General features: G+C 68.0%; 25 protein-coding genes. 13 read left to right on the top strand and 12 right to left on the bottom strand.

Features of this window, described 5'->3' with window-relative positions; translation table 11 throughout:
- Positions 1 to 69 precede the first annotated feature (69 nt).
- The 3 genes from KCG34_RS17480 to mmcB all read left to right on the top strand — a co-directional run bounded on the left by KCG34_RS17480 (position 70) and on the right by mmcB (position 2,407).
- Positions 70 to 1,197 carry a ferritin-like domain-containing protein gene (locus tag KCG34_RS17480; RefSeq protein ID WP_211936907.1) on the top strand — a complete coding sequence of 376 codons (1,128 nt, stop codon included), beginning with the start codon at positions 70 to 72 and terminating at the stop codon, positions 1,195 to 1,197.
- 173 nt (positions 1,198 to 1,370) lie between these two features.
- The gene (locus tag KCG34_RS17475; RefSeq protein WP_211936906.1) at positions 1,371 to 1,889 is read left to right on the top strand and encodes a lipocalin family protein; all 519 of its coding nucleotides are present in this window, start codon (positions 1,371 to 1,373) and stop codon (positions 1,887 to 1,889) included.
- 62 nt (positions 1,890 to 1,951) lie between these two features.
- Entirely contained in the window at positions 1,952 to 2,407 is a 456-nt protein-coding gene (gene mmcB, locus KCG34_RS17470) for a DNA repair putative endonuclease MmcB (RefSeq protein ID WP_211936905.1), read from the top strand.
- Positions 2,408 to 2,410: 3 nt separating this feature from the next.
- On the opposite strand, the gene KCG34_RS17465 is transcribed toward mmcB, so the two are convergent.
- Entirely contained in the window at positions 2,411 to 2,968 is a 558-nt protein-coding gene (locus tag KCG34_RS17465) for an ActR/PrrA/RegA family redox response regulator transcription factor (protein ID WP_211936904.1), read from the bottom strand.
- A 96-nt stretch (positions 2,969 to 3,064) separates the two neighbouring features.
- Positions 3,065 to 4,477, bottom strand: a complete 1,413-nt coding sequence (locus KCG34_RS17460; protein WP_211936903.1) for an ActS/PrrB/RegB family redox-sensitive histidine kinase — start codon at positions 4,475 to 4,477, stop codon at positions 3,065 to 3,067.
- Positions 4,478 to 4,595: 118 nt separating this feature from the next.
- Between KCG34_RS17460 and KCG34_RS17455 the strand changes: the two genes are divergently transcribed.
- Together KCG34_RS17455 and KCG34_RS17450 are read left to right on the top strand one after the other, a co-directional pair.
- Positions 4,596 to 5,192, top strand: a complete 597-nt coding sequence (locus KCG34_RS17455) for an SCO family protein (RefSeq protein ID WP_211936902.1) — start codon at positions 4,596 to 4,598, stop codon at positions 5,190 to 5,192.
- 141 nt (positions 5,193 to 5,333) lie between these two features.
- Positions 5,334 to 6,584: a polyhydroxyalkanoate depolymerase gene (locus KCG34_RS17450; protein ID WP_211936901.1), complete on the top strand. Its 1,251-nt coding sequence runs from the start codon at positions 5,334 to 5,336 to the stop codon at positions 6,582 to 6,584.
- Between the two features lie 193 nt (positions 6,585 to 6,777).
- Here KCG34_RS17450 and KCG34_RS17445 read toward each other — a convergent pair whose 3' ends face one another.
- Both KCG34_RS17445 and KCG34_RS17440 read right to left on the bottom strand, forming a co-directional pair.
- A complete protein-coding gene (locus KCG34_RS17445) occupies positions 6,778 to 8,037 on the bottom strand; it encodes a bifunctional alpha/beta hydrolase/OsmC family protein (RefSeq protein ID WP_211936900.1) in 1,260 nt (419 codons plus the stop codon).
- Between the two features lie 10 nt (positions 8,038 to 8,047).
- On the bottom strand, positions 8,048 to 8,434 hold the full coding sequence (locus tag KCG34_RS17440) for an OsmC family protein (protein ID WP_211936899.1): 387 nt from the start codon (positions 8,432 to 8,434) through the stop codon (positions 8,048 to 8,050).
- Between the two features lie 129 nt (positions 8,435 to 8,563).
- On the opposite strand from KCG34_RS17440, the gene KCG34_RS17435 reads away from it, so the two are divergent.
- Both KCG34_RS17435 and KCG34_RS17430 read left to right on the top strand, forming a co-directional pair.
- The gene (locus KCG34_RS17435; RefSeq protein WP_211936898.1) at positions 8,564 to 8,836 is read left to right on the top strand and encodes a CsbD family protein; all 273 of its coding nucleotides are present in this window, start codon (positions 8,564 to 8,566) and stop codon (positions 8,834 to 8,836) included.
- 157 nt (positions 8,837 to 8,993) lie between these two features.
- Complete coding sequence (locus tag KCG34_RS17430) at positions 8,994 to 9,821, top strand: BON domain-containing protein (RefSeq protein WP_211936897.1); 828 nt, start codon at positions 8,994 to 8,996, stop codon at positions 9,819 to 9,821.
- A 62-nt stretch (positions 9,822 to 9,883) separates the two neighbouring features.
- Here KCG34_RS17430 and pnp read toward each other — a convergent pair whose 3' ends face one another.
- The 4 genes from pnp to rbfA all read right to left on the bottom strand — a co-directional run bounded on the left by pnp (position 9,884) and on the right by rbfA (position 14,045).
- Positions 9,884 to 12,031, bottom strand: a complete 2,148-nt coding sequence (gene pnp, locus KCG34_RS17425; RefSeq protein WP_211936896.1) for a polyribonucleotide nucleotidyltransferase — start codon at positions 12,029 to 12,031, stop codon at positions 9,884 to 9,886.
- A 325-nt stretch (positions 12,032 to 12,356) separates the two neighbouring features.
- Positions 12,357 to 12,626 carry a 30S ribosomal protein S15 gene (gene rpsO, locus KCG34_RS17420; protein WP_211936895.1) on the bottom strand — a complete coding sequence of 90 codons (270 nt, stop codon included), beginning with the start codon at positions 12,624 to 12,626 and terminating at the stop codon, positions 12,357 to 12,359.
- Between the two features lie 14 nt (positions 12,627 to 12,640).
- Positions 12,641 to 13,588: a tRNA pseudouridine(55) synthase TruB gene (truB, locus tag KCG34_RS17415; RefSeq protein WP_211936894.1), complete on the bottom strand. Its 948-nt coding sequence runs from the start codon at positions 13,586 to 13,588 to the stop codon at positions 12,641 to 12,643.
- Complete coding sequence (gene rbfA / locus KCG34_RS17410; RefSeq protein ID WP_211936893.1) at positions 13,578 to 14,045, bottom strand: 30S ribosome-binding factor RbfA; 468 nt, start codon at positions 14,043 to 14,045, stop codon at positions 13,578 to 13,580. The genes truB and rbfA overlap by 11 nt, the downstream gene beginning before the upstream one ends.
- A 184-nt stretch (positions 14,046 to 14,229) precedes the next feature.
- Here rbfA and KCG34_RS17405 point away from each other — a divergent pair, with 184 nt between their 5' ends.
- From KCG34_RS17405 to KCG34_RS17385, 5 genes are all read left to right on the top strand, one after another.
- Complete coding sequence (locus KCG34_RS17405; protein ID WP_211936892.1) at positions 14,230 to 14,913, top strand: hypothetical protein; 684 nt, start codon at positions 14,230 to 14,232, stop codon at positions 14,911 to 14,913.
- A gap of 273 nt (positions 14,914 to 15,186) precedes the next feature.
- Positions 15,187 to 15,855, top strand: coding sequence for a DUF5671 domain-containing protein (locus KCG34_RS17400; RefSeq protein ID WP_211936891.1), 669 nt, complete (start codon positions 15,187 to 15,189; stop codon positions 15,853 to 15,855).
- The gene (locus tag KCG34_RS17395; protein WP_211936890.1) at positions 15,852 to 16,328 is read left to right on the top strand and encodes a hypothetical protein; all 477 of its coding nucleotides are present in this window, start codon (positions 15,852 to 15,854) and stop codon (positions 16,326 to 16,328) included. The genes KCG34_RS17400 and KCG34_RS17395 overlap by 4 nt, the downstream gene beginning before the upstream one ends.
- Before the next feature lie 303 nt (positions 16,329 to 16,631).
- Entirely contained in the window at positions 16,632 to 17,267 is a 636-nt protein-coding gene (locus KCG34_RS17390; protein ID WP_211936889.1) for a TetR/AcrR family transcriptional regulator, read from the top strand.
- 330 nt (positions 17,268 to 17,597) lie between these two features.
- Positions 17,598 to 19,055, top strand: coding sequence for a flavin monoamine oxidase family protein (locus KCG34_RS17385; RefSeq protein WP_211936888.1), 1,458 nt, complete (start codon positions 17,598 to 17,600; stop codon positions 19,053 to 19,055).
- An 18-nt stretch (positions 19,056 to 19,073) separates the two neighbouring features.
- Here the strand turns inward: KCG34_RS17385 and KCG34_RS17380 are convergent, their stop codons facing one another.
- Positions 19,074 to 20,003 carry a hypothetical protein gene (locus KCG34_RS17380; RefSeq protein ID WP_211936887.1) on the bottom strand — a complete coding sequence of 310 codons (930 nt, stop codon included), beginning with the start codon at positions 20,001 to 20,003 and terminating at the stop codon, positions 19,074 to 19,076.
- Positions 20,004 to 20,284: 281 nt separating this feature from the next.
- Here KCG34_RS17380 and KCG34_RS17375 point away from each other — a divergent pair, with 281 nt between their 5' ends.
- Complete coding sequence (locus tag KCG34_RS17375) at positions 20,285 to 21,508, top strand: acyltransferase family protein (protein ID WP_211936886.1); 1,224 nt, start codon at positions 20,285 to 20,287, stop codon at positions 21,506 to 21,508.
- A gap of 12 nt (positions 21,509 to 21,520) precedes the next feature.
- On the opposite strand, the gene KCG34_RS17370 is transcribed toward KCG34_RS17375, so the two are convergent.
- From KCG34_RS17370 to KCG34_RS17360, 3 genes are all read right to left on the bottom strand, one after another.
- Positions 21,521 to 21,841, bottom strand: a complete 321-nt coding sequence (locus KCG34_RS17370) for a 2Fe-2S iron-sulfur cluster-binding protein (protein WP_211936885.1) — start codon at positions 21,839 to 21,841, stop codon at positions 21,521 to 21,523.
- Positions 21,842 to 21,870: 29 nt separating this feature from the next.
- Positions 21,871 to 23,100: an NAD(P)/FAD-dependent oxidoreductase gene (locus KCG34_RS17365; RefSeq protein ID WP_211936884.1), complete on the bottom strand. Its 1,230-nt coding sequence runs from the start codon at positions 23,098 to 23,100 to the stop codon at positions 21,871 to 21,873.
- 189 nt (positions 23,101 to 23,289) lie between these two features.
- Entirely contained in the window at positions 23,290 to 24,072 is a 783-nt protein-coding gene (locus KCG34_RS17360) for a succinate dehydrogenase iron-sulfur subunit (RefSeq protein WP_211936883.1), read from the bottom strand.
- Between the last annotated feature and the right edge of the window lie 5 nt (positions 24,073 to 24,077).

Genomic DNA, 24,077 nt, shown 5'->3' with positions numbered 1-24,077 from the left:
ATTGGCTTTCGAAGGGCGCGACCTCCCCCGCGTATGCGCCCCAATCCGCGAACGGGAGCGCGAGGCCGCATGACCATCAACAACATCACCAAGGACGCCATGTACGACGCGGTGGCGCCGGACGACTTCGAGTCGATGCTCGAACTCGACCGTTACAACGCCCGCTCGACCGCCTTCGACAAGATCATCTCGGCGACCCACGACCACTTCTGGGATCCGCTGGACAAGAAGTACATCGACTTCGACGAGCCCTTCGACATCGAGAACACGCCCCTGGTGCCGGAAGACATGATCGCGGCGCTGCAGACCGACTATGTCTCGAACCACCTGTCCGATCCCAAGGAGCGGACCCGGTTCATCAACACCATCGTGCTGCACAACTTCTCCTCGATCCTGCATGGCGAGCAGGGCGCGCTGAACCTGTCGGCCTCGCTCTGCCATGTGCTGAAGGACCAGGGGGCGCAGGAATACGCCGCCAACCAGACCCGCGAAGAGGCGCGCCACGTCACCGCCTTCGCCAAGTACATCAAGAGCCGCTGGGGCCGTCCGCTGGAATGCGGCCCGGTGCTGAAGGACCTGCTGGTCGAGATCATCGGCGCGCCGGAGGTCTACAAGAAGATCATCGGCATGCAGATGCTGATCGAGGGCCTGGCCATGGGCGCCTTCGCCAGCTTCTTCAACACGATCACCGACCCGCTGGGCAAGAAGCTGCTGCAGCTGGTGATGACCGACGAGGCCTTCCACCACAAGTTCGGCAAGATCTGGGCCGACCGCACGGTGCCGAAGCTGACGGCGGAAGAACATGCGATCATCGAGGACTGGGCGGCGCACTGCTTCCAGGTGCTGCTGTTCAACCTGGTGGCCCCCTCGCAGCAGGCGGCGATCTACGCCGACTTCGGCCTCGATCCCGACAAGGTGATGGAAGCCTTCAGCGAGGTGATGACCGACGACGTGCGCCGCGAGGGCATGAAGGAATCGGCCAACATCTTCCGCGTGCTGATCAAGACCCTGCTGAACGCCGGCATCATCACCGACCGCACCCGCGCCTTCTACGCCATGTATATCGACATGGACGAGCTGAAGGCCGAGGGCGATCGCATGGTCGGCGACGACATCGCCGAGGAAGGCATCCGTTTCCTGCAGGAAATCAATTTCAAGGATCGCACCGCGGTCGAGGTTCTCATCGCCGCGGAATAGCCTTAAGGTCCAGCTAGGCCTCATCGCCCCGTCGCAACCCGGCGGGGCGATTTGGTGTTTGGGGGTCGTGGACGATCCTTTGGACTTGGGACCTGGGTATGCAAGCTTCGCGTTGGATGGGTTCGGCGGTGCAGACTAAGGGCGGCATGCGGCGTGCAGGTCCGGGCGCCCGTATGGCTGCCGTCGCCCTCGCCGCCTGCGTGCTCGGCGGCTGGATCGCCGAGGCGGCGCCCTCGGCGACCACCAAGCCGGTGGACCCGAAGCGCTATACCGGCCGCTGGTACGAAGTGGCGCGGTTGCCGAACAAGATCCAGTCCAATTGCGCGGCGGCCACCTCCGACTGGTCGCGCGACCCCGACGGCGAGTTCGAGGTCGTGCAGACCTGCCACATGGGCGCGGCCAACGGTCAGGCCAAGGTCTGGCGCGGTTCGGGCAAGATCGTCGACGAAGCCACCAATTCCCGGTTCCGTATCGGCTTCTTCGGCGGCCTGGTGCAGATGGACTATGCGGTGCTCGACCGCGGCGACGACTACAGCTGGTGCATGCTGACCGCCTCGAACCCGAAGTGGTTCTGGATCATGTCCCGCCGCCCGAACCTAAGCCCCGCCGAAAAGGCCGCCCTGGTCGCCCGCGCCCAGGCCCTGGGGTTCGATACCTCGAAGCTGATCTTCGACGCGCCGCCAGCGACATAGCCCGGTCTACCGCGCGCGACAGGCGGCTTGCCAAAAGAACGTAACCTGAACAATATTCGGGCATGGACGTCATCGTCTCCGTCAGCCCCTCCCGGCCCGAAACCACCGAAGCGGTGACACGCGGGGCTGCGCGGCTGCTGGTGTCGCTGAACTACATGCCCCTGGCCGAGGTGACCCTGCCCAACGGCCGGCGGGCCGACCTGATGGCCTTGGGCCCCAAGGGCGAGATCGCCATCATCGAGGTCAAGTCGGGGCTGGAGGACTATCGGATCGACCGCAAATGGGGCGAGTATGGACCCTATTGCGACCTGTTCTATTTCGCCGTGGCGCCGCACTTCCCGCGCCAGCACCTGCCCGAGGGGCCGGGCCTGATCATCGCCGACGGCTTCGGCGGGGCGGTGGTGATCGACGCGCCCCACGCCCCCCTGGTCGCGGCGCGGCGCAAGGCCCTGACCCTCGGCTTCGGCCGCCTGGCGGCGATGCGAAGCCTGGGGATCACTGCGGCCCTGGAAGGATAGACCCTACCGCGGGGCGCGCTTGGCCAGGATGCGCTGCAGGGTGCGGCGGTGCATGTTCAGGCGGCGGGCGGTTTCCGAGACGTTGTGGCCGCACAGCTCATAGACCCGCTGGATGTGCTCCCAGCGCACCCGGTCGGCCGACATGGGGTTTTCCGGCGGCGCAGGGTTTTCGTCGTGCCTGGCCAGCAGCGCGCGCAGGACGTCGTCGGCGTCGGCGGGCTTGGCCAGGTAGTCGACCGCGCCGGCCTTGACCGCAGCCACCGCGGTGGCGATGGCGCCGTAGCCGGTCAGCATCACCACCCGGGCGTCGGGGCGGGCGTTGCGGATCGTCTCCACCACCTGCAGGCCGTTGCCGTCGTCCAGCCGCATGTCCAGCACCGCGAAGGCGGGCGGGTGGGCCTTGACCGCGGCCACGGCCTCGGCGACCGAGGCCGCCAGGGTGGGTTGAAAGCCCCGAGACTCCAAAGCCCGGCCCAGACGGACCCGCAGGGCGGAGTCGTCGTCCATCACCAAAAGGCTCTTGTCGGGCAGTTGGGCCACAGCTTCCGTCAGATCAGACATTGCTCACCCCAGGCGCCACATGCGCTTTATTTTTCCGAGACCTATGATGTCGCTGATATTTTGCACTCATCAAGTCCCTTTTTTGTTGAGCGTTTTCTAAGATTCGCCCAGAGCGGGTCCGCCCAGTTCGAAACCACCCGGAACGGGCGGGGCTTCGATGGCTTCGCGGGCCCAGCGGGCCGCGATTACGGCCCCGCCGCGCCGGCCATTGAAATGCTGAACCACCGCGCCGGTTCGCTCCAGCAGCGTCTTGGCGATAAAGAATCCTAGCCCCATGCCCATGTGGCCGGAGCGCGAACCCTCGGCGTTGGGGCGGCTGGTGATGTAGGGCTGGCCGAGCTGCGCCAGCACGTCGGGCGAAAAGCCGGGGCCGTCGTCGCGAACCTCGACGCCGATCGAACGCTCGTCGAAGCGCACGCTGACCAGCACCTCGGATTTCGCGAAATCGACCGCGTTCTCGACGAACGAGGTCATGGCGTGCAGCACCTCGGGCATGCGCCGGATCTCGGGCGGGCGGGCGCCGGGCGGGCCGGCCACCACCGCCTCGACGCGGATCTCGGTGTCGAGGTGCCGCTCGATCACTTCGTTGAGGAACTGCAGCAGGGTCATGCGCGCATGCACGGCCTGGTCGGTGGTGTCGGGCTCCTCGGTCAGGCGGGTCAGGATTTCGCGGCAGCGCTCGGCCTGGCCGACCAGGAGCTCGGCGTCGTCGCGCACGCTGTCATTGGGCGCCTCGCGCACCATCTCCTTGGCGACGATGGAGATGGTGGCCAAGGGCGTGCCCAGTTCGTGCGCGGCGGCGGCGGCCAGGCCGCCCAGGGCCGAGAGCCGCTGCTCGCGCGCCAGCACCTTGTGGGTGACGTTCAGGGCCAGCTCCATGCGCTTGGCCTCAGCCGCCGCGCGCCAGGCGTAGAAGGCGGTCAGGCCCATGCCCGAGAGCACGGCAAGCAGCATGACCCCTTTGAGCAGCACGGGCGTCGCCGGCGGAGGGTCGGTGGGCCAGGGCAGAGGCGCGGCCCAGAAGGTCATCACTACCGCCATCGCGGCGGCCATCAGGGCCAGGACCAGGGCCTTCTTCTCGTCCAGGATCGAGGCGGCCATGGTCACCGGCGCGATCAGCATCAGCGCGAACGGGTTGACGATGCCGCCGGTCAGCATCAGGAGCGCCGAGACCTGCACGATGTTGAAGCCCAGCTGCACCACCAGCTGGCTGTCGCGCGAGGGACCCAGCGCCCGCACCGAAAGGCTGACCGCCAGGTTGAAGGCGGCGGTGCCGGCGATCACCAAAAGGCAGGCCAGGTATTGCAGGTGCAGGCGCAGGGCGAAGGCCAGACCGAACAGGACCAGCTCGCCGCCCAGGCTGAACCAGCGTAGCCGGACCAGGACGTCGAGGTTCAGACGGCCGTGCGCGATCAGGCCGTCGCCGATCAGGCCGTCATCTTGCCCTGAACTGGCCGCAGGCTTATCGAGAAAAGCCAGCCGGGCGCCAGATTTCGCCGGGTTGTCCACGAACCTGAGCCTAGCCTCCCTTGTGAAGTTGGGCCAGCCCAGAGCGGGATGCGAAAAAGTGGATACCGGACTTTCGCGCCAATCCCGCTCCAAACGCGATCCGGAGGTTGTGAACCGCATGGGCCTGAAGAGACGCGCCGCTTTGGCCCTTATGCTGGGCGCGGCCCTGGGCCTCGGCGCCTGCGGCAAGCCTGCGGGTCAGGGTGGAAGCTCGGGGTCCGGCGTGCAGCTCGGCGGGCCGTTCCAGCTGACCGATCAGACCGGCAAGCCGGTGGACCAGGGTCTGCTCAAGGGCAAGTGGACCGCGGTCTTCTTCGGCTACACCTATTGCCCGGACGTCTGTCCGACCACCCTTCAGACCTTGGGCTCAGCCAGCGACCTTCTGGGCGCCCGCGCCAAGAATTTCCAGGTGGTTTTCATCACCGTCGACCCACAGCGGGATACGCCGAGCCAGCTGAAGGACTATCTGTCCAGCTCGTCCTTTCCGCGGGGGGTCATCGGCCTGACCGGGACGCCGGACCAGATCGCCAAGGTCGCCGGCGAGTACAAGGTCTATTTCCAGAAGAGCGGTTCGGGGGCGAACTATTCGGTCGACCACTCATCGGCCATCTATCTGATGAACCCCCATGGGGATTTCGACAGCGTGATCGCCTTCGGCCTGAAGCCGGAAGACATCCGCGACCAGATCGCCAAGGCGATGGGCAAGCAGGGCTGAACCCGACCCTTTTGCGGTGCGAAACAACCGCCGACGGCGTTTAGCCGCAGGAAGCGACTCGCCCGAAGGGATTAGCCTCTGTTCATCTGTCACTATTTATTGTGCAGTGCACACGCGCCGACTCGCGCGAAGGATCCGCTGATGCTCTACTCGATGCACGAAGCCGCCTACTACGCCTCGACGCCGATGCGTCTGGCGGCGCGTATCGCCCGGGAGGCCTGGAGCTCGCCGGTCAACCCGGCCGCCGACACCCAGCTGGGCCGCACCCTGTTCGCCGCCTCGGACCTGTTCGCCAACGTCACCCGCCGCTATGGCAAGCCCGACTGGGGCATAGACAGCGTGCAGATCGAGGGCGTCGATGTTCGTGTGCGCCCGGTGGTCGAGTGGTCATCGCCCTGGGTCCGGCTGGTCCACTTCAGCCGCGACATGACCGACATGCGCCGCGCCGGCCGCAAGGCGATCGAGCCGGCGGTGCTGATCGTGGCCCCCCTTTCAGGTCACTACGCAACCTTGTTGCGGGGAACCGTCCAGACCTTCCTGCAGGACCACGAGGTCTACATCACCGACTGGGCCAACGCCCGTGACGTGCCGATGCTGGAGGGACGGTTCGACTTCCACGACTATATCGACCATGTGCGTGAAATGCTGCGGCACATGGGCCCGCGCCCGCACGTGGTGGCGGTTTGTCAGCCCGGCCCGCCGGTGCTGGCCGCCGCCAGCCTGATGGCCGAGGACGACGAGACCAGCCGCCCGGCCAGCATGACCTTCATGGGCTCGCCGATCGATGCGCGCCTGTCGCCGACGGTGACCAACAAGCTGGCCGAGGAACGGCCGTTCACCTGGTTCCAGCGCAGCATGATCTACACCGTGCCGGCGCCGTATCCAGGGGCGCTGCGCCGCGTCTATCCGGGCTTCGTGCAGCTCTACAGCTTCATGTCCATGAACCTCGAGCGGCACCAGGAGGCGCACAAGCGCTATTTCAACCACCTGGTCTCGGGGGACGGCGACAGCGCCGACAAGCACCTGGAGTTCTACGACGAGTACCTGTCGGTGCTGGACATGACCGAGGAATTCTATCTGCAGACGATCGACATCGTCTTCCAGCAGTACCTCTTGCCCAAGGGCGAGCTGCATCACCGTGACCGGCTGGTGAAGCCCGCGGCGATCAAGGACATCGGCCTGATGACGGTCGAGGGCGAGCTGGACGACATCTCCGGCATCGGCCAGACCCAGGCCGCCCATGGCCTGTGCAGCGGCATCCCCGACGATCTGAAGGAGGACTATGTCCAGCCCAAGGTCGGCCACTACGGGGTGTTCAACGGCCGCCGCTTCCGCGAGGAGATCTATCCCCGCGTGCGCGAGTTCATTCTGAAGGCGGAAGCGACGGTCTAGCGCCCTGCGCTGCTCGTTGCAGCGCGGTGCTCGTCCGACGCCCTGTGCATGCCCAGAGCAAGGCCGCTCGCCACCAGAAGGGCGGCGAATACGACCAGTACCTGTCCGATGCGCCAGCGCTCGAGCATGCGCCTATCCCCTCACCATTTTGGGGAATTCTAGCGTCACGGCGAAGCTTTCAGTGTGACAGCGGTCACACCGCCTCGCCGCAGACCTCGCCCATGGCGTCGAAATGGCCGTCCTGGCCGGGCGGGGCCGGCGGAGGCGCCAGCCGCGTCCGGATCTCGGCGCCGGGCTCTAGCAGACGATGCACCGGGCAGCGGTCGGCGATCTGCATCAGCCGCTCAATCTGGTCGGGGGCGAGGTCGCCGCCCAGGCTGACCACCCGCTCGAACCGCTCCGGCTTTTCCGCCTCGGGGGCGCGCTTGTGCGCCACGGCCACCGAGACGGTCCCCAGCGGCAGGCCCTTGCGCTCTGCGTACATGCGCAGGGTCATGGCGGTGCAGGCGCCGAGCCCGGCGCTGACCAGCTCGAACGGCGATGGGCCCGAGCCCAGGCCGCCGACCTCGACCGGCTCGTCGGCCAGAAAATGGGTGCGGCCGACCCGGACTTCAGCCTGGAACTGGCCGGCGCCGGTCTCCTCGACGATCACGGTATGGGCGGCCTCGGCGTCGGGCGCAGCCTGCTCTGGCGCGGGGATCAGATAGCGCGAGGCCCAGGCGGCGATCACCTCGGCGGCGTACTCGGAATCGACCGAGCGGGTCAAAAGATGGTCGGCGCTGTCCAGCGAAACGTAGCTCTTGGGGTGGCGGGCGGCGAGGAAGATCTGCTGCGCGTTGTCGACGCCCACGGTCTCGTCCAGGGGCGCGTGCATCACCAGGAGCGGGCGGCGCAGGGCGTGGATGCGCTCGGCCAGCCGGTGGCCGGCGAGGTCGTCGACAAAGGCGCGGCGCACGGTGAAGGGGCGCCCGCCGAGCGTCACCTGGGCCTCGCCCTCAGCCAGGATCGCCGGCAGGGCGTCGGCGAACTGGTGGGTGACGTGGCTGACGTCGAAGGGCGCGCCGATAGTCGCCACCGCCTTCAGGCTCTCCAGCTCCGGCGCCGCCGCCAGCACCGCCGCCCCGCCCAGGCTGTGGCCGATCAGCAGCTGGGGCGCGATATCGGCCGCGACCATGGCCCGCGCCGCCTCGATCAGGTCGGCCACATCGCCGGTGAACGTACTGTCGGCGAAGGCGCCCTCGCTCTGGCCCAGGCCGGAGAAATCGAAGCGCAGCACGGCGATGCCGCGGCCGTTCAGCGCCCGGGAGACGTGGGTCGCGGCCAGGGAGTTCTTGGTGCAGGTGAAGCAGTGGGCGAACAGGGCATAGGCCAGGACCGGGCCGTCGGGCAGGTCGAGGCGGCCGGACAGCCGATGCCCGCGGGCGCCGGTGAAGTCGAAAACCTGGGTGGTCATGGCCGGGCCCTCAGCGCAGGCGGGTGGTGATCGCGACCCCGGCCTTCAGGGTCAGGGTCACCGGGGTGCGTTCGGCTATGTCGGCAAGGCGGGCGCGCTGCGCATCGTCCAGATCGCCCTCGAGCGTCAGGGTGCGCTCGATCTTCTGGCTGTCGCCGTCGCGAGTGAACAGCAGGGCCACATCGACACCGGCGAGGGGCCAGGACTTGCGCTCGGCGTACATCTTCAGGGTGATCGAGGTGCAGGCGCCCAGGGCCGCGAGCAGCAGCTCATAGGGCGCCGGGCCGGCGTCCTGGCCGCCGAGGTCGGCGTGCTCGTCGGCGACCAGGGCGTGATGGCCGGCCTTGAGGTCGACGCGGTAGCGGGTTTCGCCGACGTGGGCGTGGGCTCTGGCCATGGCTTTCACTCCTGGGCTTCGAACGACAGAGGTAGGCTGGGCCACGCCCAATCTCCAGGGCCGGTTTGGGATCACCTTGGGCGCCGGCGCGTTGCCTTGGTCGAACAAGGCGACAGAGGAGAACCGGACATGACCAGCGACCAGATCCTGGGCGGGGCGCGAAACGGCATTGGCCGCGCAGAGGAAGCCTATGGCGAAGCGACCGGATCCAGCCACATGAAGGCGATGGGCCGTGTGGACCAGGCGATGGGCTCCCTGCAGTCACGCTTTGGCGCCATGCGGGGCCGGGCACGGGAATACTATGCCGATGCGGAGTCTTTCACAGCTGAACAGCCGCTGAAAGCCCTGGCCATCGCCCTCGGCGCCGGCGTCCTTCTCGGCATCTTGATGCGTGGGCGCTGAGGCGGGCGGTATCCGCTAACTATTTGATTGGCCAAGGTGAAACCAGGCGTCCTGGGGATTGTTGGTGATCTGCAAGCCGTAGCGGGGAAGCTGCGGCGGCGACCTCACTGGCAACAGATCGCTCGATTGCGCGCGATCCCCTCAGGAGCAGTTCACCATGGCCAACGAACGGTACGGATCCGACGACCACGATCGGCGCGTGCGGCTGGGTCGAAACCCACCGGTCCACGAAGGCGACTATGACAGGGAGGGGCGCGGCTACAGCCAGGATCGGCTCCAGGGCCGCGATAACCATCTCCAGGAGGATCGCTCCTTCTCGCCCGGCGGCGGCGATCCCTATGGCGACTACGGACAGGGCTACGGGGCGGATCGCTTCGACCGCGATCGCTATGAGCGAGAGGATCGCGGTTATCGCTCAGGCGAGTTCGATCGCGGATATGGGCGTTTCGACCGGCGCGGGCGAGACGAGGCCGGGCCGCTCCACCAGAACCAATACGGCCCGAACCGCGGCGTGGAGATGAACCCGGGCTATGGCGAACGCCAGGGCGGCTATGGCTATGGCTCCGGCGGCGGGCGGAAGGGCGGCGATACGGGATCCTATGCCTATCGTGGGGGATTGGGCCGCTGGATCGGCGCTGAAAACCCGATGTTGGCCGACCAGGCGGACGGTCACACCGGCCCGCACCGCGGTCGCGGCCCCAAGAACTATGTGCGTTCGGACGAGCGCATCCGCGAGGACGTCAGCGACCGGTTGGCCGATCACGCCCACCTCGACGCCTCGGACATCGACGTTCAGGTCAAGAGCGGCGAGGTGACGCTCAGCGGCACGGTCGAAGATCGCCACGCCAAACGGCGGGCCGAGGACTGCGCCGAGGACGTGTCGGGCGTGAGGCATGTGCAGAACAATCTGCGGGTCAAGGCCGCCGATCCCGCCATGAACTCGACCGGCGTCGCGGCGTCCGGCAACCACGGCCGCATGGGCTGAAAACGAAAGCGGGCGGCCCATCGCTGGACCGCCCGCCAATACTCCGGCAGGAGCTGAAAGCCTTACTCGGCCGCCGGCTCCGCCGCCTTTTCCTTCTTGGTCAGGTCTTCGCCAGTCTCCTGGTCGACCACCTTCATCGACAGCTTGGTCTTGCCGCGGTCGTCGAAGCCCATCAGCTTGACCTTGACGATCTGGCCTTCGGTCAAGACGTCCGAGGGCTTGGCCACCCGCTCGTTGCTGATCTGGCTGACGTGGACCAGGCCGTCCTTGGCGCCGAAGAAGTTCACGAAGGCGCCGAAATCGACCACCTTGACGACCTTGCCGTCATAGATGGCGCCGACTTCGGGCTCCGAGGTCAGCGACTTGATCCAGTCGATGGCGGCCTTGATCTTGGCCCCGTCGCTGGCCGAGACCTTGATCACGCCCTCGTCGTTGACGTCGACCTTGGCGCCGGTGGTGGCCACGATCTCGCGGATCACCTTTCCGCCGGTGCCGATCACGTCGCGGATCTTGTCGGTCGGGATCGAGATGGTCTCGATCTTGGGCGCGTATTCGCCGATCTCTTCGCGGGCGCCGGAGATGGCCTTGGCCATCTCGCCCAGGATGTGGATGCGCCCGGCCTTGGCCTGTTCCAGGGCCTTCTGCATGATCTCCTCGGTGATGCCGGGGATCTTGATGTCCATCTGCAGCGAGGTGATGCCGTCCTCGGTGCCGGCGACCTTGAAGTCCATGTCGCCCAGGTGGTCTTCGTCACCCAGGATGTCCGACAGCACCACATAGCCATCCGGCTCGAGGATCAGGCCCATGGCGATGCCGCTGACCGGCTTCTTCAGGGGCACGCCCGCGTCCATCAGGGCGAGCGAGGAGCCGCAGACGCTGGCCATGGACGAGGAGCCGTTCGACTCCATGATCTCCGACACCAGGCGGATGGTGTAGGGGAACTCGGTCTTGGCCGGCAGCATCGGGCGCACGGCGCGCCAGGCCAGCTTGCCGTGGCCGATTTCGCGGCGGCCCGGCGAGCCCATGCGGCCCGTCTCGCCCACCGAGAAGGGCGGGAAGTTGTAGTGCAGCAGGAAGCTTTCCTTGTAGGTGCCTTCCAGGGCGTCGATGAACTGCTCGTCGTCGCCGGTGCCCAGGGTGGCCACGACCAGGGCCTGGGTCTCGCCGCGGGTGAACAGGGCCGAGCCGTGGGCGCGCGGCAGCACGCCGACTTCCGAGACGATCGGGCGGACCTTGTCGAGGTCGCGGCCGTCGATGCGCTTCTTGGTCAGGAGGGCGTCGCGGCGCAGAACCGAGGCTTCGCATTCCTTGAAGGCGTAGCCGAACTTGGGCGCTTCATAGCCGTCCGGGTTGGTCTCGGACTTGACCAGGGCCGCGGCGGCCTTGGCCTTGGCGGCGCCGACGGCGGCGTGGCGTTCCTGCTTCAGCTTCAGCTTGTAGGCGGCCTTCAGGTCTTCGCCGACGAGGCCGGTGATCTTTTCGATCAGCGGGTTCAAGTCCTCGGCCTGGAAGTCCCAGGGCTCCTTGGCGGCGTGCTCGGCCAGGTCGATGATCGCATCGATCACCGGCTGGAAGCCGCGATGGGCGAACATGACGCCGCCCAGCACCTGCTCTTCGGTCAGTTCCTGGATCTCGGACTCGACCATCATCACCGCGTCGTGGGTGCCGGCGACGACCAGGTCCATCTTGTTGTCTTCACCCAGCTGGTCGTGGGTGGGGTTCAGCACGTATTCGCCGTCGATGAAGCCGACGCGGGCGGCGCCGATCGGGCCCATGAACGGCACGCCCGACAGGGTCAGGGCGGCGGACACGGCGACCATGGCGACGATGTCGGGATCGTTCTCCAGGTCATGCGCCAGGACGGTGGCGACGACTTGCGTCTCGTGCTTGAAGCCCTTGACGAACAGGGGGCGGATCGGGCGGTCGATCAGGCGGGAGACCAGGGTCTCCTTTTCCGACGGACGGCCTTCGCGCTTGAAGAAGCCGCCCGGGATCTTGCCGGCGGCGTAGGTCTTTTCCTGGTAGTTGACGGTCAGGGGGAAGAAGTCGAGCCCGGGCTTGGGCGCCTTCTCCGCCACGACGGTGGCCAGGACCACGGTCTCGCCGTAGGTGGCCAGGACAGAGGCGTCGGCCTGACGGGCGATGCGGCCGGTCTCCAGGGTCAGCTTGCGGCCGGCCCAGTCGATGGATTTGCGTTTGATGTCGAACATTGTCGTCTTTCTTTCGTGTCCTGAGGACCCATTTCCTCAGGCTGCGGACAGGGGGCGGGGCCCGTGGGCGTTCCGGATTCCTCATCCAAATCGACAGGCTGACGAGGATTGCGTTGGAACCCCCGGCGTACATCGGGCCTGAGCAGCTCAGGTCCTGAAAACCGCCACCTCCTTGCCTGTCGAAGGAGAGCGGCGGGCAGATACGTTTACGTCCTCCGGGCCCAGGGCCCGAAGGACGCAGACTTAAATCATTCCTTCCCTGGCGTCATGCTGAGCCGCAACGGCGCAGCTCTGCACGGCATGGAGGACGTCAAGGGCGCGCAGATTAGCGGCGCAGGCCCAGGGTTTCGATCAGGGCCTGGTAGCGGCCCTGGTCCTTGGACTTCAGGTGATCCAGAAGGCTCCGGCGCTGCGAGACCAGCTTGAGCAGGCCGCGACGCGAGTGGTTGTCCTTCTTGTGGGTCTTGAAGTGCTCGGTGAGGTTGGCGATGCGTTCGGAAAGGATCGCGACCTGCACTTCGGCCGAACCGGTGTCGTGGTCCGAGCGGGCGTGGGTGTGGATCAGTTCGGTCTTGCGTTCGGCGGTGATCGACATCGGGGTCTCCGAAATTAGAGGTTGAAGACGCGTGTCGGGCTGAGTTGCCCGGCCCGCATCTCGCAGATCGAGACCGCGCTGCCGCCATGCGTCGCCAAAACGGTTCGGGACGCGAAGCCATTCCCCGAGGGGTCAGCCAGACGCGCCTTCAGCGTTTCGACCTGTCTGGGAAGCAGAACGATCGGTCGCCCTTGCGAGAGCCTGAAGGCGTCTTCGGCGGTCACGGCCATCACCGGGATGTCGTCCAGTGCGGTCTCGACCGGAAGCAGAACCTCCGAGGCGCGGCCCGTATGGCACAAATCTTCCAGCTTTTCCAGTGTGACGGAATCTTCGGCCCTGAAGGCCCCGACGCGCAGGCGCCGCAGGGCCGAGACATGGCCGCAGGCCCCGACGGCGATGGCCAGGTCGCGGGCCAGGGCGCGGACATAGGTGCCCTTGCCGCAGTCGATCTCGATGTCGAGGTGCTCCGCGTCCGGCGCGCCGGTGACGCGGGCCGAATGGATCACCACCTTGCGCGGGGCCAGTTCGACCTCGACGCCCTCGCGGGCCAGGTCATAGGCGCGCTCGCCGTCAATCTTGATGGCGGAATAGGCGGGCGGGACCTGTTCGATCTCGCCGACGAAGGCCTTCAGCGCCTCGGCGGCGGCCTCGGGCGCGGGCCGCACGTCGGAGCGGGCGGTGATCTCGCCCTCGCGGTCGAAGGTCGTGGTCGTGGCGCCCCAGGCGATGGTGAAGGCGTAGGTCTTGTCGGCCTCGACCAGGTAGGGGACCGTCTTGGTGGCTTCCCCGAGCGCGATGGGCAGGACGCCGGTGGCCAGGGGGTCGAGCGTGCCGGCGTGGCCGGCCTTCTGGGCGTTGAAGGCGCGGCGCACGCGGCTGACCGCCTGGGTCGAGCCGAGGTTCAGGGGCTTGTCCAGCACCACCCAGCCGTGGACGGCGTCGCCCTTGCGCCTACGCCCCATAACCGTCCTCGCCGTCCCCCGCGGCGGCCTCGTCCTCGGCCTCGAGGTCGCGGCGCACGCGCGGGTCGTCGAACAGGCGGTCGATGCGGGCGGCCTCGTTGAAGCTCTCGTCGTGGAGGAAGCGCAGGTCGGGGGTGAACTTCATGTCGATCCCGTGGCCCAGCCGCCCGCGCAGGAACTTCGCCGAGCGGTTCAGGGCGCTGACCACCTTGTCGGCGTGGACGCCGCCCAGCGGCTCGACGAAGCAGTGGGCGTGCTTCAGGTCGGGCGACATGCGCACCTCGGTTACGGTGACCGAGACCCCGGCCAGGTCGGGGTCGGCGAAGTCCTCTTCGCGCAGGATCTCGACCAGGGCGTGGCGGATCAGTTCGCCCGCGCGCAGCTGGCGCTGGGTCGGGCCGGCCGCGGGCCTTTGGCCGCGCCCGTGAGAGGAGGTGGGTCTGGAGTGGCGGGACATGGGTGCGTCCGCGCAAGGGCGCGGTCTTTCTGGTTCGGCCCCCGGGATCGGGAGGGCGGGGTTACTACATCGCGGGCGCGCGGGTGTCCAGCACCACGGCGCCTCTCCCCTTTTGCCCGGGGAGGGTGCATGTTGCGCGCGAATCGGCGGCATGGGCTCTCGGGGTCGTCAGGGGAAAGCTTCGATGCGTCGAGCGACAGCGGCGATCACGGCGGCGGTGTCGATGCTCGCCGCATCGCCGGCCCTGGCCAACGCCCCGGTGGGGATGAGCCCCCAGCCCCTGTTCCACCTGGGCCCCGCCAAGCCGCAGCCCAGCCTGGCCTTCAGCTACGACGGCTTTTCGGTGGACGCCAGCCGCACGCCCAAGGGCGTATCGGCCGACAAGGCCGTGCGGCAGATCAAGGCCCAGATCGACCTGGTCACCCACGTGGGGCTGAAGCCCGAGGTCGTGGCCTTCATGCGCACCGTGCCGGTGCTGGCCGATCCGGCCAAGCCCAATGCGCCGGGGGAATCGGCCCGCTACGTCCCCGGCCAGGGGGTGATGATCCGCGTCTCGCGCCTGTCGCCGAAGAAGGCGGTGCTGCTGGAAGGCCTTCTGGAAGCCTATCACGACCAGCGCCTGGCCCCCGGCCAGCGGGCGGACGTGACCCGCTTTCGCACCGAGGCCGCCTCCCGCACCCCGCCGGTCTGGCCCAAGACCGCGATGATGCTGCAGTCGGACAGCGCCTTCTTCGCCCTGACCTCCAGCGCCTATCTCTACGGCGCCATCACCCGCGAGCCCTATACCCGCAAGGACCTGCGCCAGACCCAGCCGCGCTACTACCGCTGGCTGGCGGACCTGTACGACCAGGGGCGGGTCAGGGGGTAGGGGCGTTCGACCGCCTCTCCTCGCCCGACGTACTCACGCGATGCACGAAGCTCAGCCGGAGCGGTTCGCGGGCGTGGTCATGGATTGGGTGGGCAAGCTGGCGAGGTGAGCCGCGGCCTCGATCTTGGGGTGATGCGGACGATAGTCGCGGCGACTTCCGACAACCGGACCTTCGGAAGGTCGGTAGAGGGTGGATGGCAGACCTTCAATGAGCGACAAAATCTACGCATGTCGTGCTACGCTGAACCTTAGCCCCTCGGCCGAGTGAAGCCCATGAACACCGAGCTTCTTGAGTTCACGCGGCTGGCGCTGGAGAAGGGGATCGCCCGCGATCAAATCGCAAGCGCCCTCAGACAGGCGGGATGGAGCGAAGCTGACGTGCGCGCGGCCGCGAACGCTTTCGCGCCGGTCGAGTTTCCTCTGCCGGTACCCCGTCCAAGGCCATACTTGTCGGCCCAGGAAGTCTTCTCCTACGCCCTCTTCTTCGCCGCCCTCTACGTCAGCGCCTTTAACCTGGGGGCGCTCGTCTTCGGCTTCATCGACCTGGCCTTTCCGGACGTTTCACGCCACGGCATGGCGCTGATCGCGCCTGTCTGGGCTGTCGGGGCTGATCGCAATGAACTGATCTTGGACCACATGCGGGGCAACATCGCCGCGCTGGTGGTGGCCTTTCCACTTTTTCTTTTCATGCAGCGCCTCATCCATCGCTCGATTGCCAGCGATCCGACGAAGCGGCAATCGCGCCCGCGCAAGTGGATGACCTATATCACCCTGTTTATCGCCGCATCGGCCCTGATCGGGGATCTCTCGGCACTCGTCTACAACGCGCTCGGGGGTGACCTCACCGTCCGGGTCGTGCTTCGGCTTGCAACGATTGCGGTGATCGCTGGCGGCGCCTTCAGCTATCTCCTCTGGGACATCAGGACGGACGAGCGGCCGTGAAGCTCACGTCGACCAGCACCTTCACCGCCATCGCCGTGGCGCTGGTCGTGGCCAGCCTCGCGGTGGGCTTCTATCTCGTCGGCCCGCCCGGCGAGGTGCGGGCGCACCGCCTGGATGGCGAGCGGCTCTCGCACCTGCAGAGCGTGGAGAGTGCTGTTGACTCGTATCAGACCCAGCAAGGGGCGCTGCCCGCGACCCTCCAGGCAGCGGTCGAGCAAAGCAACGTCGTAACGGGCCAGACCCGGGACCCCGAGACCGGCGCGCCCCTTGAGTACCGGCGCACGAGTTCGACTACCTACGACCTCTGCGCCCGTTTCGCTGCGGCCTCAAGCGAGGGCGTAGCTATGCGATGGCGTCACGGGCCAGGACGCCAATGTTTCAGCTTTCAGATCAAACCGCGCCAGACACCCCCGCAGCTTGGTTACGGCTTCGTTCCCCAGCCCGCGCCCGCCCCAGCCATACGCTCGCGATGAGATGTCCTTGCCGCGCTCATAGAGGCGTCGGCTGCCTACTCTCCCAGGCACGGCAGCACGGCGGCGCTGAACATGCGCTGCTGCCCGCCTCTCGACTGAGCAGGAGTCATCTGCTCTCGACGGGGCGAATGTCCGCTCAGGGTCGTGAGCTGCCGGCAGAGACCTCGCCGAAACTCGCCGTTCCCTTGTCGTGACGCCGGCCATCGCCCATGAAGGGGGCGTGACCCAGGCCTCGTCCGATCTCCGCGCGCCGCATCCGCCATGCCGCCAGCGATCCCTGGCGTCGGCCGTGGGGCGCCGCCGATGACCGCCGCCTCCAAGCCCCGCGGCCCCAAGCGGACGCCGCAGGAGAGCGCCGCGTTTCGCGAGCGGCTGATCGCGGCGGCGCGGGCGCTGTTCGTCGAGGAGGGGTTCGAGGCGGTCTCCATCCGGCGGATCGCCCAGCGCGCCGGCTGCCCGCCGATGACCTTCTATGTGTTCTTCAAGTCCAAGCGCGAACTGTTGCGGCACATCTGGGAGGACGTGTTCGCCGACCTTTTCGCCCAGTGCGCGCCCGCGGCGGCGGGGCCGGGCGATCCGGAGCGGCGCCTGGCCGCCCTGCTGCGGGCGATCGTCGCCTATTGGCTGCAGCATCCGGACAATTATCGCGTGGTGTTCATGCACCAGGACCGGGTGACGGCGCCGGACGAGGCCTACTATGTCGACAGCTCGGCGATCCGCGAACGGTTCCAGCTGATCGACGGCCTGATCGCCGAAGGCGTCGCCGAGGGCGTGTTCGACGCGGCCGACGTCGAGGTCGCCGCTCAGCTGGTGCTGGTCAACATGGTCGGCCTGGCCCACGTGCTGATCACCATTCCGGAATTCCCCTGGCGGCGCGAGGCGCTGGTGGAGCAGGCGGTCCGCAGCCTGCTGCGAGGTCTGGGGGCGCGGCCCGACTGACGCTTGGGATGGGTTGCGAACCAGTCTTCCGCTCCTCCCGGCGAGTGCGCAACGGGCGTCAACTCCAAGACCAGCCTCACAAATCTTCCTCTTCCTGAGGTGCTCGACGCGAAGCGTCGAGCCTCGAAGGACGCAATCACGGCGCCGCCAATGCGTCCTTCGAGGCCCGCTGCGCGGACGCCTCAGGATGAGGAGCTATGGTGAAGCCGCCAACCTTCGGGCCCACGGGCTTGGCCGGCGGACAACGCTCCTGCGAGCGCCCGCTTGACAGGCCAGCCCTCCTTGAGATCAATTACCGTACGCGTACGGTAAAGAAACTGAGAGGGCGAGATGGCGTCGAGACAGGGCGAGGGAACCAGCCGGCGGGCTCTGCTGAAGGGCGCGACCCTGGCTGCGGGGGCTGTGGCGGCGCCCGCGGTCGCGGCCGAGGGGGGCGCGGCGGCGCCGGTGGACGTGATCGTGGTCGGCGCGGGCATGTCAGGCCTTTGCGCCGCCCGCGCCCTGCGCAGCCAGGGCCGCAGCGTGCTGGTGCTGGAGGCGCGCGACCGGGTCGGCGGGCGCACCAAGCCGGGCGCCATCGCCGGGGTGAAGATCGACCTGGGCGGCATGTGGGTTGGGCCGACCCAGACGCGGCTGCTGGCCCTGGGCGAGGAGTTCGGCCTGCAGCGCTATCCGTCGTTCATCGAGGGCAAGAACATCACCGAGATCGGCGGGGTGATGCGCAACGGCTCGCGCGATACCCCGGGGGTGGCCCTGAGCAGCCTGCCGGAGTTCCTGGGCCTGGTGTCGAAGATCGGCGGCCTGTCCAGGACCGTACCGCTGGAGGCGCCCTGGACCGCGCCGGACGCCGCGCGGCTGGATTCCATGACCCTGGCCACCTGGGTGGAGCAGAACGTCCGCTCGCCCGCCCTGCGCACGGTGATGGAGTCGATCTCCAGCAGCATCATGGCGGCGGACATGTCCCAGACCTCGATGCTGTACTTCCTGTTCTACTGCCATTCGGGCGACGACCTGGTCACCCTGGCCGGCATGGGGTCGGGGGCGCAGAAGTGGCTCTATCGCGGCGGGCTGAACCAGGTCGGCGCGCGCATCGCTGCGGAACTGGGCGAGGCGGTGCGGCTGAACGCGCCGGTGCGGCGCATCGCCCAGGACGCGGCCGGGGTGGTGGTCACATCCGACGCCGGGGCGTTCCGGGCGCGGCGGGTGATCGTGGCGGTTCCGCCGGCCCTGGCCGCGCGCATCGACTACGCCCCCGGCCTGCCGGCCCTGCGCGACGGCCTGTGCCAGCGCCTGCCGATGGGCTCGACGATCAAGTTCTGGATCGCCTATCCGCGGCCGTTCTGGCGCGATGCGGGGCTGAACGGCCTGGTGCTGTCGGACCGAACGCCGGTCGGGCTCTATACCGACGTCTCGCCGGACGCGGCCGGGCCGGGCCTGATCGCCGGCTTCTTCGAGGGCTCGCACGCGGTCGCCTGGGGCCAGAGGACCGCGGCCGAGCGCAAGGCGCAGATCGTCGGCGACCTCACGCGCCTCTTAGGCCCCCAGGCCGCCCAGCCGATCGACTATGTCGACAACGATTGGCCGAGCGAGGAATGGAGCCGCGGCTGCTATGTCGGCGTCGCCGGGCCGGGGGTGATCTCGGTCTTTGGCGAGGCGCTGCGCCGGCCGGTAGGCCGCATCCACTGGGCGGGGACCGAGACCTCGACCGTCTGGTGCGGCTATGTCGAAGGCGCCATCCGCGCCGGCGAACGGGCGGCGGCCGAGGCGCACGCGGCGCTGGCGGCCTGAACCGGGTTCAGCGCGACCTCAGTCGCGGCGCCGGGACAGGAAGCCGAGCCATGAGCGGCGCGGCTTGGGCCGGAGCGCCTGGGGCGCGTCGTACGTAGCCGCCTGGGCGGCTCGGTCATCGTTTTCGAGCCCCCGGGGCTCCAGCGCTTCCGGCGGCGACCAGGCCATGATCGGCGGCGCGTGATCGTCGGAGGTGGCCGCGGCGTCGCCAGCCTCCGCCAGGTCTGCGTCGCCGACGACGAAGCCCGTCTCCGGCATGGGCGCCGGCGCCGCATAGGCGATGATGCCGTGGATCGTCTCCCGGATCAGGTCCATGCCCGAACCGCCATGCAGCGTGTTGGCGGGCTGGAACGCGGGGGCCCAGGCCGTCACGCCGGCGTAGGCGGTTTCGTAGGCCGCCGGAGGAAGAGGTTGCTCGGCCGTGGCTTCCTCTTCGGGCGCGTGTGCGTCCGCGGGGAACGCCGCGATCATTTCTAGGGCCAGGTCGTCTTCCGGCGATTCCAAAGCTTGCTCGCACGGGACGATCAAGGTCTCGGCCTCGGCCTCCGCTTCGATCACCGGCGTCGGTTCGCAGTCATGCGCCGGCGCATCGGCGGCGGGCGGCTCGGGCGCGAACGGGGCCTCGATCTCGTACGGCGCGGCCACGTCGCCGGCGTCCGCATCCTGGAAGATGTCTTCCGGGCCGGTTTCGGCGAAGGGCGCAGGGTCCGGCGAGAAGGCTACGCTTGACGTTGCCGTCGTCGGCGCTTCGGGGGCGCGGGCGTGGTTCAGGATGGCGGCGGTCATCCACACGCCGAGGCTCTCGCCGCGGCTGCGCGCCTGCCACTCGGCAGTGGCTCGGACATCGATCGGCACGTCCGGCACGGCCCAGAACCTGCCGGGGTCGCGGCGGTCTTCGGCCTGCTCGTCGAGCTTGTGCAGCGCGGCGAGCAAGTCGGCGCCGAGCAACGGAAAGAGTTCTCCGTCAGCCATGGTGGTCCATCTCTGGAAATCGAGAAAATATCATTTTCGATAATACTGGGCCGACGCTGAGTTGGAATCGGTTAAGGCTTCGTTATCGGGTCGAATAGACGCGCCGGGTGGTTTGACGGCCAAGACTTGAGAATAAATGCGCCGGACGAGCGGCCTGCGAGCGGGCGACCGCCGCTCGCGCCGATCCGCGCCGGCCTTCAAACCGACCCATTCCGCCGCTTGGCTCGAACGCTTCAGTTCCGCGTTTCAGTCCGAGCATGTCCTTTCCCGTTGTTCTGTTGCGGGAGGAGCGGCCAGCGCCGGCGGCCCCTCCTCCCGAACCGCGCGCCTCGGTCCGCAGCCAGACCTCGGACGCGGTCACGATCGCCCGGGTGATCTGCATTCTGGGGGTGGTCTATGTCCACGCCTGGACCGGGCTGACGGGGCCTGAGCTGGCGGCGGTGGGGTCCAGCGGCCAGGGGATGCTGCGCTGGACCCTGGCGGAGCTGCTGGGCCGGGCGGCGGTGCCGCTTTTGAGCATGATTTCCGGCTGGCTGGCGGCGGGCAGCCTGGCGCGCCGACCCTGGCCGGCGTTTCTGCGCGGCAAGGCCAGGACCGTACTGGCGCCCATGGTGCTGTGGAACGCGCTCGCGATCCTGCTGGTCGGCGGAGCGGCGAGCCTAGGGCTGATCGCGGCGCCGCGGCCGACGGGGTGGGCCTGGACGCTGAACGAGCTGTTCTGCCTGACCAAACCCGACGACATCGACGTGCAGATGCCGTTCCTGCGCGACCTCACCGTCTGCCTGGCCCTGGCGCCGGTGCTGGCGCGGCTGGAGACGAGGCTGCTGGCGGCCGTGGCGGTGTTCGTCCTGGCCTGGTCGGTGTGGGACGTGCAGACCCTGTTGCTGCTGCGGCCGTCGATCCTGCTGTTCTTCGTCCTTGGCCTCTTGGCGCGGCGGTCGGGGGCGCCGCGATGGGTGGCGGGACGGAGCCTGGTCTGGCTCGGGGCGCCCTATCTGGCCCTGGCGGGCGCCAGCATCTGGCTGCAGACCGGGGGGCAGGCTTTCGCCGCCGCCTGGCCGCCTGCCGCGGAGGCGCTGGGCCTGGCCATGCGCTTCTCTGCAGCGCTGTTCTTCTGGGCCTTGGCGTGGCGGCTGGCTGCGAGCCGCGTGGCCGAGCCGCTCTTGCGGCTTGAGCCGTTCATCTTCCTCTTGTTCTGCGCCCACATGATCGTGATCTGGCTCGCAGGGCCGCAGGTGGGCCGCCTGACGGGGCCGCTGGGCGCGCCGCTCTATCCGCTGTTCCTGCTGGCCCAGCCGGTCCTGGTGCTGGGAGCGGTGGTGGCCCTGGGGCGGGGCCTGCGCCGGCTGACGCCGGGGGCGGCCGAGCTGCTGAGCGGGGGCCGGTTGCGGAGAAGGGCGCCAGACCGCGCTCTCAGCCTCGTCGCCGCCGCGAACACCCCCAACCCTGCCCTTCCCCCATCGAGGGGGAAGGGTTCTTGAGGGATATCCAGATCAGTGCTGGCTTTCCGGCAGGCGGACGATCAGGCCGTTAAGGTCGTCGGTGACCTTGATCTGGCAGGACAGGCGCGAATTGGCTTCGACGCCCTCGGCGAAGTCGAGCATCGATTCTTCCATGGCGGTCTTTTCGCCGGTCTTGGCCACCCAGGCGTCGTCCACATAGACGTGACAGGTGGCGCAGGCGCAGGCGCCGCCGCAGTCGGCGTCGATGCCGGGCACGTTGTTCTTGACCGCGCCTTCCATGACCGAGAGGCCGGGCTTCACGTCGATGGCGTGTTCGGTCCCGTCGTGTTCGATATAGGTGATCTTGGCCATGGGCTCCCTCTTGCCGTCCCGATCCTTCTTTAGGCGGCGACTTCTTTCATTGAAATGGACGGATCGGCAAGCCGTTCGCGTGAGATCGGCTTGCCCGACGCGATCAGCATCTTGCCGGCCATGAATTCGGGCGGGGCGTTGACCGCCTCGACCGCGCGGATGACGTCGCCCTTCAGGTGGAAGATGGCGAACCTGGCGGCCGCCGGATCGCCGCGGACCAGGATCTCGTCGGCGTCGACCGCCAGGCCCGCGAGCTGGAGCTTGAGGTCGTACTGGTCGGACCAGTTCCAGGTCACTTCCGGCGGGGCGACAGGCTTGCCGGCGATTGAGGCGGCGCACTGCTTGGCCTGCTCCAGGGCGTTGGCCACGCTCTCCAGGCGCATCTCGCGGCCATAGAGCGGCATCGGCCGGCGGGTGACGTCGCCCAGGGCGTAGATGTCGGGGTCGCTGGTGCAGGCGTTCAGGTCGACCACCACCCCGTCGGCGCAGTCCAGGCCCGCCTCCTGGGCCAGTTCGTCATTGGGGATCGCGCCGATGCCCACCAGGGCGGCGTCGCAGGGGATGGTCCGCCCGTCGGCCAGCTTGACCCCGGTGACGCGGCCGTTCTCGCCCTCGAAGGCGGTGACGGCGACGTTGAGCTCGAACTTGACGCCCTTGGCCTCGTGATAGGCCTGGAAGAACTGCGACAGGGGCTCGCAGGCGACACGGGCCAGGACCCGGGGCATGACCTCGATCACGGTCGCCTCGGCGCCCAGGTAGCGGGCCGAGGCCGCGGCCTCGAGGCCGATATAGCCGCCGCCGATCACCGCCAGTCGCTTGCCCTTGCCGAGGCTGGCCTTCAGCATCTCGGCGTCCATGGCGTTGCGCAGGGACATCACGCCATAGAGGTTGGCGCCCGGCGCCGGCAGGGGCCGCGCGCGGGCCCCGGTGGCCAGGATCAGCTTGTCGTAGTGGACGATCTGGCCGCTGTTCAGCGCCACCGTCTTGGCGAAGCGGTCGATCTTCAGCGCCTTCTGGTGCAGGCGCAGGTCGATCTTGTGCTCGGGGTAGAAGCTTTCCGGCTTCAGCATCAGGCTGTCGGCGTCGGCCTCGCCCTTCAGCCAGGCCTTGGACAGGGGCGGCCGCTGGTAGGGGGCGATGACCTCTTCCCCAATCAGGGTAATCGGCCCTTCGAAGCCGTACTGGCGCAGGAACGCGGCGGCCGAGCCGCCCCCGTGGCCAGCCCCGACGATCACCACATGCGCGCCCATTTCGCCCATACCACCCCGTTGCAGAAAAATGACGCCGCCGTCAACCTCACGAACGCTCAAGCGGGCACAACAAAGCCCGCTCATTCCGGCAAAGGCCGGGATCCAGATCGTAAGGCGCCGCCGGTCTGGTGTTCAGCCCTGAAATCTCTGCGCTCTATGACCTGGATCCCGGCCTTCGCCGGGATGAGCGGAGAAATATCAGATCACCCGCTCGACCATCATCTTCTTGATCTCGGCGATGGCCTTGGCCGGGTTCAGGCCCTTGGGGCAGACCTGGGCGCAGTTCATGATGGTGTGGCAGCGATAGAGCTTGAAGGGGTCCTCCAGCTCGTCCAGCCGCTCGCCGGTGGCCTCGTCGCGGCTGTCGATCAGCCAGCGGTAGGCGTGCAGCAGCGCCGCCGGGCCGAGATACTTCTCGCCGTTCCACCAGTAGCTGGGGCAGGAGGTCGAGCAGCAGGCGCAGAGGATGCACTCGTAGAGGCCGTCCAGCTTCTCGCGGTCCTCGGGGCTCTGGGTCCATTCGCGCTGGGGCTCGGGCGTGGTGGTATGCAGCCAGGGCTCGATCGAGGCGTACTGGGCGTAGAAGATCGAAAGGTCGGGGATCAGGTCCTTGACCACTGCCTGGGACGGCAGGGGCGAGATCTGCACCGCATCGCCGGGAACCTCTTCCCAGCCGTGGGTGCAGGCCAGGGTGTTGCGACCGCCGATGTTCATGGCGCAGGAGCCGCACACCCCTTCCCGGCACGAGCGCCGGAACGCCAGGGTCGGGTCCATGGTGTTCTTGATGTGGATGAGGGCGTCCAGCACCATCGGCCCGCACTGGTCGACCGCCACGTCATAGGTGTCCCAGCGCGGGTTCAGGCCGCTTTCCGGGTCGTAGCGATAGATGCGGAAGGCCTTGACCTTCTTGGCGCCGGCGGGGGCTGGCCAATGCTTGCCCTGGCCGATCTTCGAGTTCTTGGGGAGCGTCAGTTGAACCATGCGTC

Source organism: Phenylobacterium montanum (assembly GCF_018135625.1).
GTDB classification, from domain to species: domain Bacteria; phylum Pseudomonadota; class Alphaproteobacteria; order Caulobacterales; family Caulobacteraceae; genus Poindextera; species Poindextera montana.
The sequence above is the reverse complement of the archived record's forward strand: the minus strand, read 5'-3'. Positions and strand labels throughout refer to the sequence as shown.

Excerpts from the sequence above, each read along its gene's own strand:
- mmcB (WP_211936905.1), top strand. The coding sequence starts at position 1,952 with ATGGACGTCATCGTCTCCGTCAGCCCCTCCCGGCCCGAAACCACCGAA.
- truB (WP_211936894.1), bottom strand. The coding sequence starts at position 13,588 with ATGGGGCGTAGGCGCAAGGGCGACGCCGTCCACGGCTGGGTGGTGCTG.
- KCG34_RS17445 (WP_211936900.1), bottom strand. The coding sequence starts at position 8,037 with ATGACCACCCAGGTTTTCGACTTCACCGGCGCCCGCGGGCATCGGCTG.
- KCG34_RS17480 (WP_211936907.1), top strand. The coding sequence starts at position 70 with ATGACCATCAACAACATCACCAAGGACGCCATGTACGACGCGGTGGCG.
- KCG34_RS17430 (WP_211936897.1), top strand. The coding sequence starts at position 8,994 with ATGGCCAACGAACGGTACGGATCCGACGACCACGATCGGCGCGTGCGG.
- KCG34_RS17465 (WP_211936904.1), bottom strand. The coding sequence starts at position 2,968 with ATGTCTGATCTGACGGAAGCTGTGGCCCAACTGCCCGACAAGAGCCTT.
- KCG34_RS17360 (WP_211936883.1), bottom strand. The coding sequence starts at position 24,072 with ATGGTTCAACTGACGCTCCCCAAGAACTCGAAGATCGGCCAGGGCAAG.
- KCG34_RS17435 (WP_211936898.1), top strand. The coding sequence starts at position 8,564 with ATGACCAGCGACCAGATCCTGGGCGGGGCGCGAAACGGCATTGGCCGC.
- KCG34_RS17455 (WP_211936902.1), top strand. The coding sequence starts at position 4,596 with ATGGGCCTGAAGAGACGCGCCGCTTTGGCCCTTATGCTGGGCGCGGCC.
- KCG34_RS17405 (WP_211936892.1), top strand. The coding sequence starts at position 14,230 with ATGCGTCGAGCGACAGCGGCGATCACGGCGGCGGTGTCGATGCTCGCC.
- KCG34_RS17375 (WP_211936886.1), top strand. The coding sequence starts at position 20,285 with ATGTCCTTTCCCGTTGTTCTGTTGCGGGAGGAGCGGCCAGCGCCGGCG.
- rbfA (WP_211936893.1), bottom strand. The coding sequence starts at position 14,045 with ATGTCCCGCCACTCCAGACCCACCTCCTCTCACGGGCGCGGCCAAAGG.
- KCG34_RS17450 (WP_211936901.1), top strand. The coding sequence starts at position 5,334 with ATGCTCTACTCGATGCACGAAGCCGCCTACTACGCCTCGACGCCGATG.
- KCG34_RS17385 (WP_211936888.1), top strand. The coding sequence starts at position 17,598 with ATGGCGTCGAGACAGGGCGAGGGAACCAGCCGGCGGGCTCTGCTGAAG.
- KCG34_RS17400 (WP_211936891.1), top strand. The coding sequence starts at position 15,187 with ATGAACACCGAGCTTCTTGAGTTCACGCGGCTGGCGCTGGAGAAGGGG.
- KCG34_RS17390 (WP_211936889.1), top strand. The coding sequence starts at position 16,632 with ATGACCGCCGCCTCCAAGCCCCGCGGCCCCAAGCGGACGCCGCAGGAG.
- rpsO (WP_211936895.1), bottom strand. The coding sequence starts at position 12,626 with ATGTCGATCACCGCCGAACGCAAGACCGAACTGATCCACACCCACGCC.
- KCG34_RS17475 (WP_211936906.1), top strand. The coding sequence starts at position 1,371 with ATGGCTGCCGTCGCCCTCGCCGCCTGCGTGCTCGGCGGCTGGATCGCC.
- KCG34_RS17440 (WP_211936899.1), bottom strand. The coding sequence starts at position 8,434 with ATGGCCAGAGCCCACGCCCACGTCGGCGAAACCCGCTACCGCGTCGAC.
- KCG34_RS17370 (WP_211936885.1), bottom strand. The coding sequence starts at position 21,841 with ATGGCCAAGATCACCTATATCGAACACGACGGGACCGAACACGCCATC.
- KCG34_RS17365 (WP_211936884.1), bottom strand. The coding sequence starts at position 23,100 with ATGGGCGAAATGGGCGCGCATGTGGTGATCGTCGGGGCTGGCCACGGG.
- pnp (WP_211936896.1), bottom strand. The coding sequence starts at position 12,031 with ATGTTCGACATCAAACGCAAATCCATCGACTGGGCCGGCCGCAAGCTG.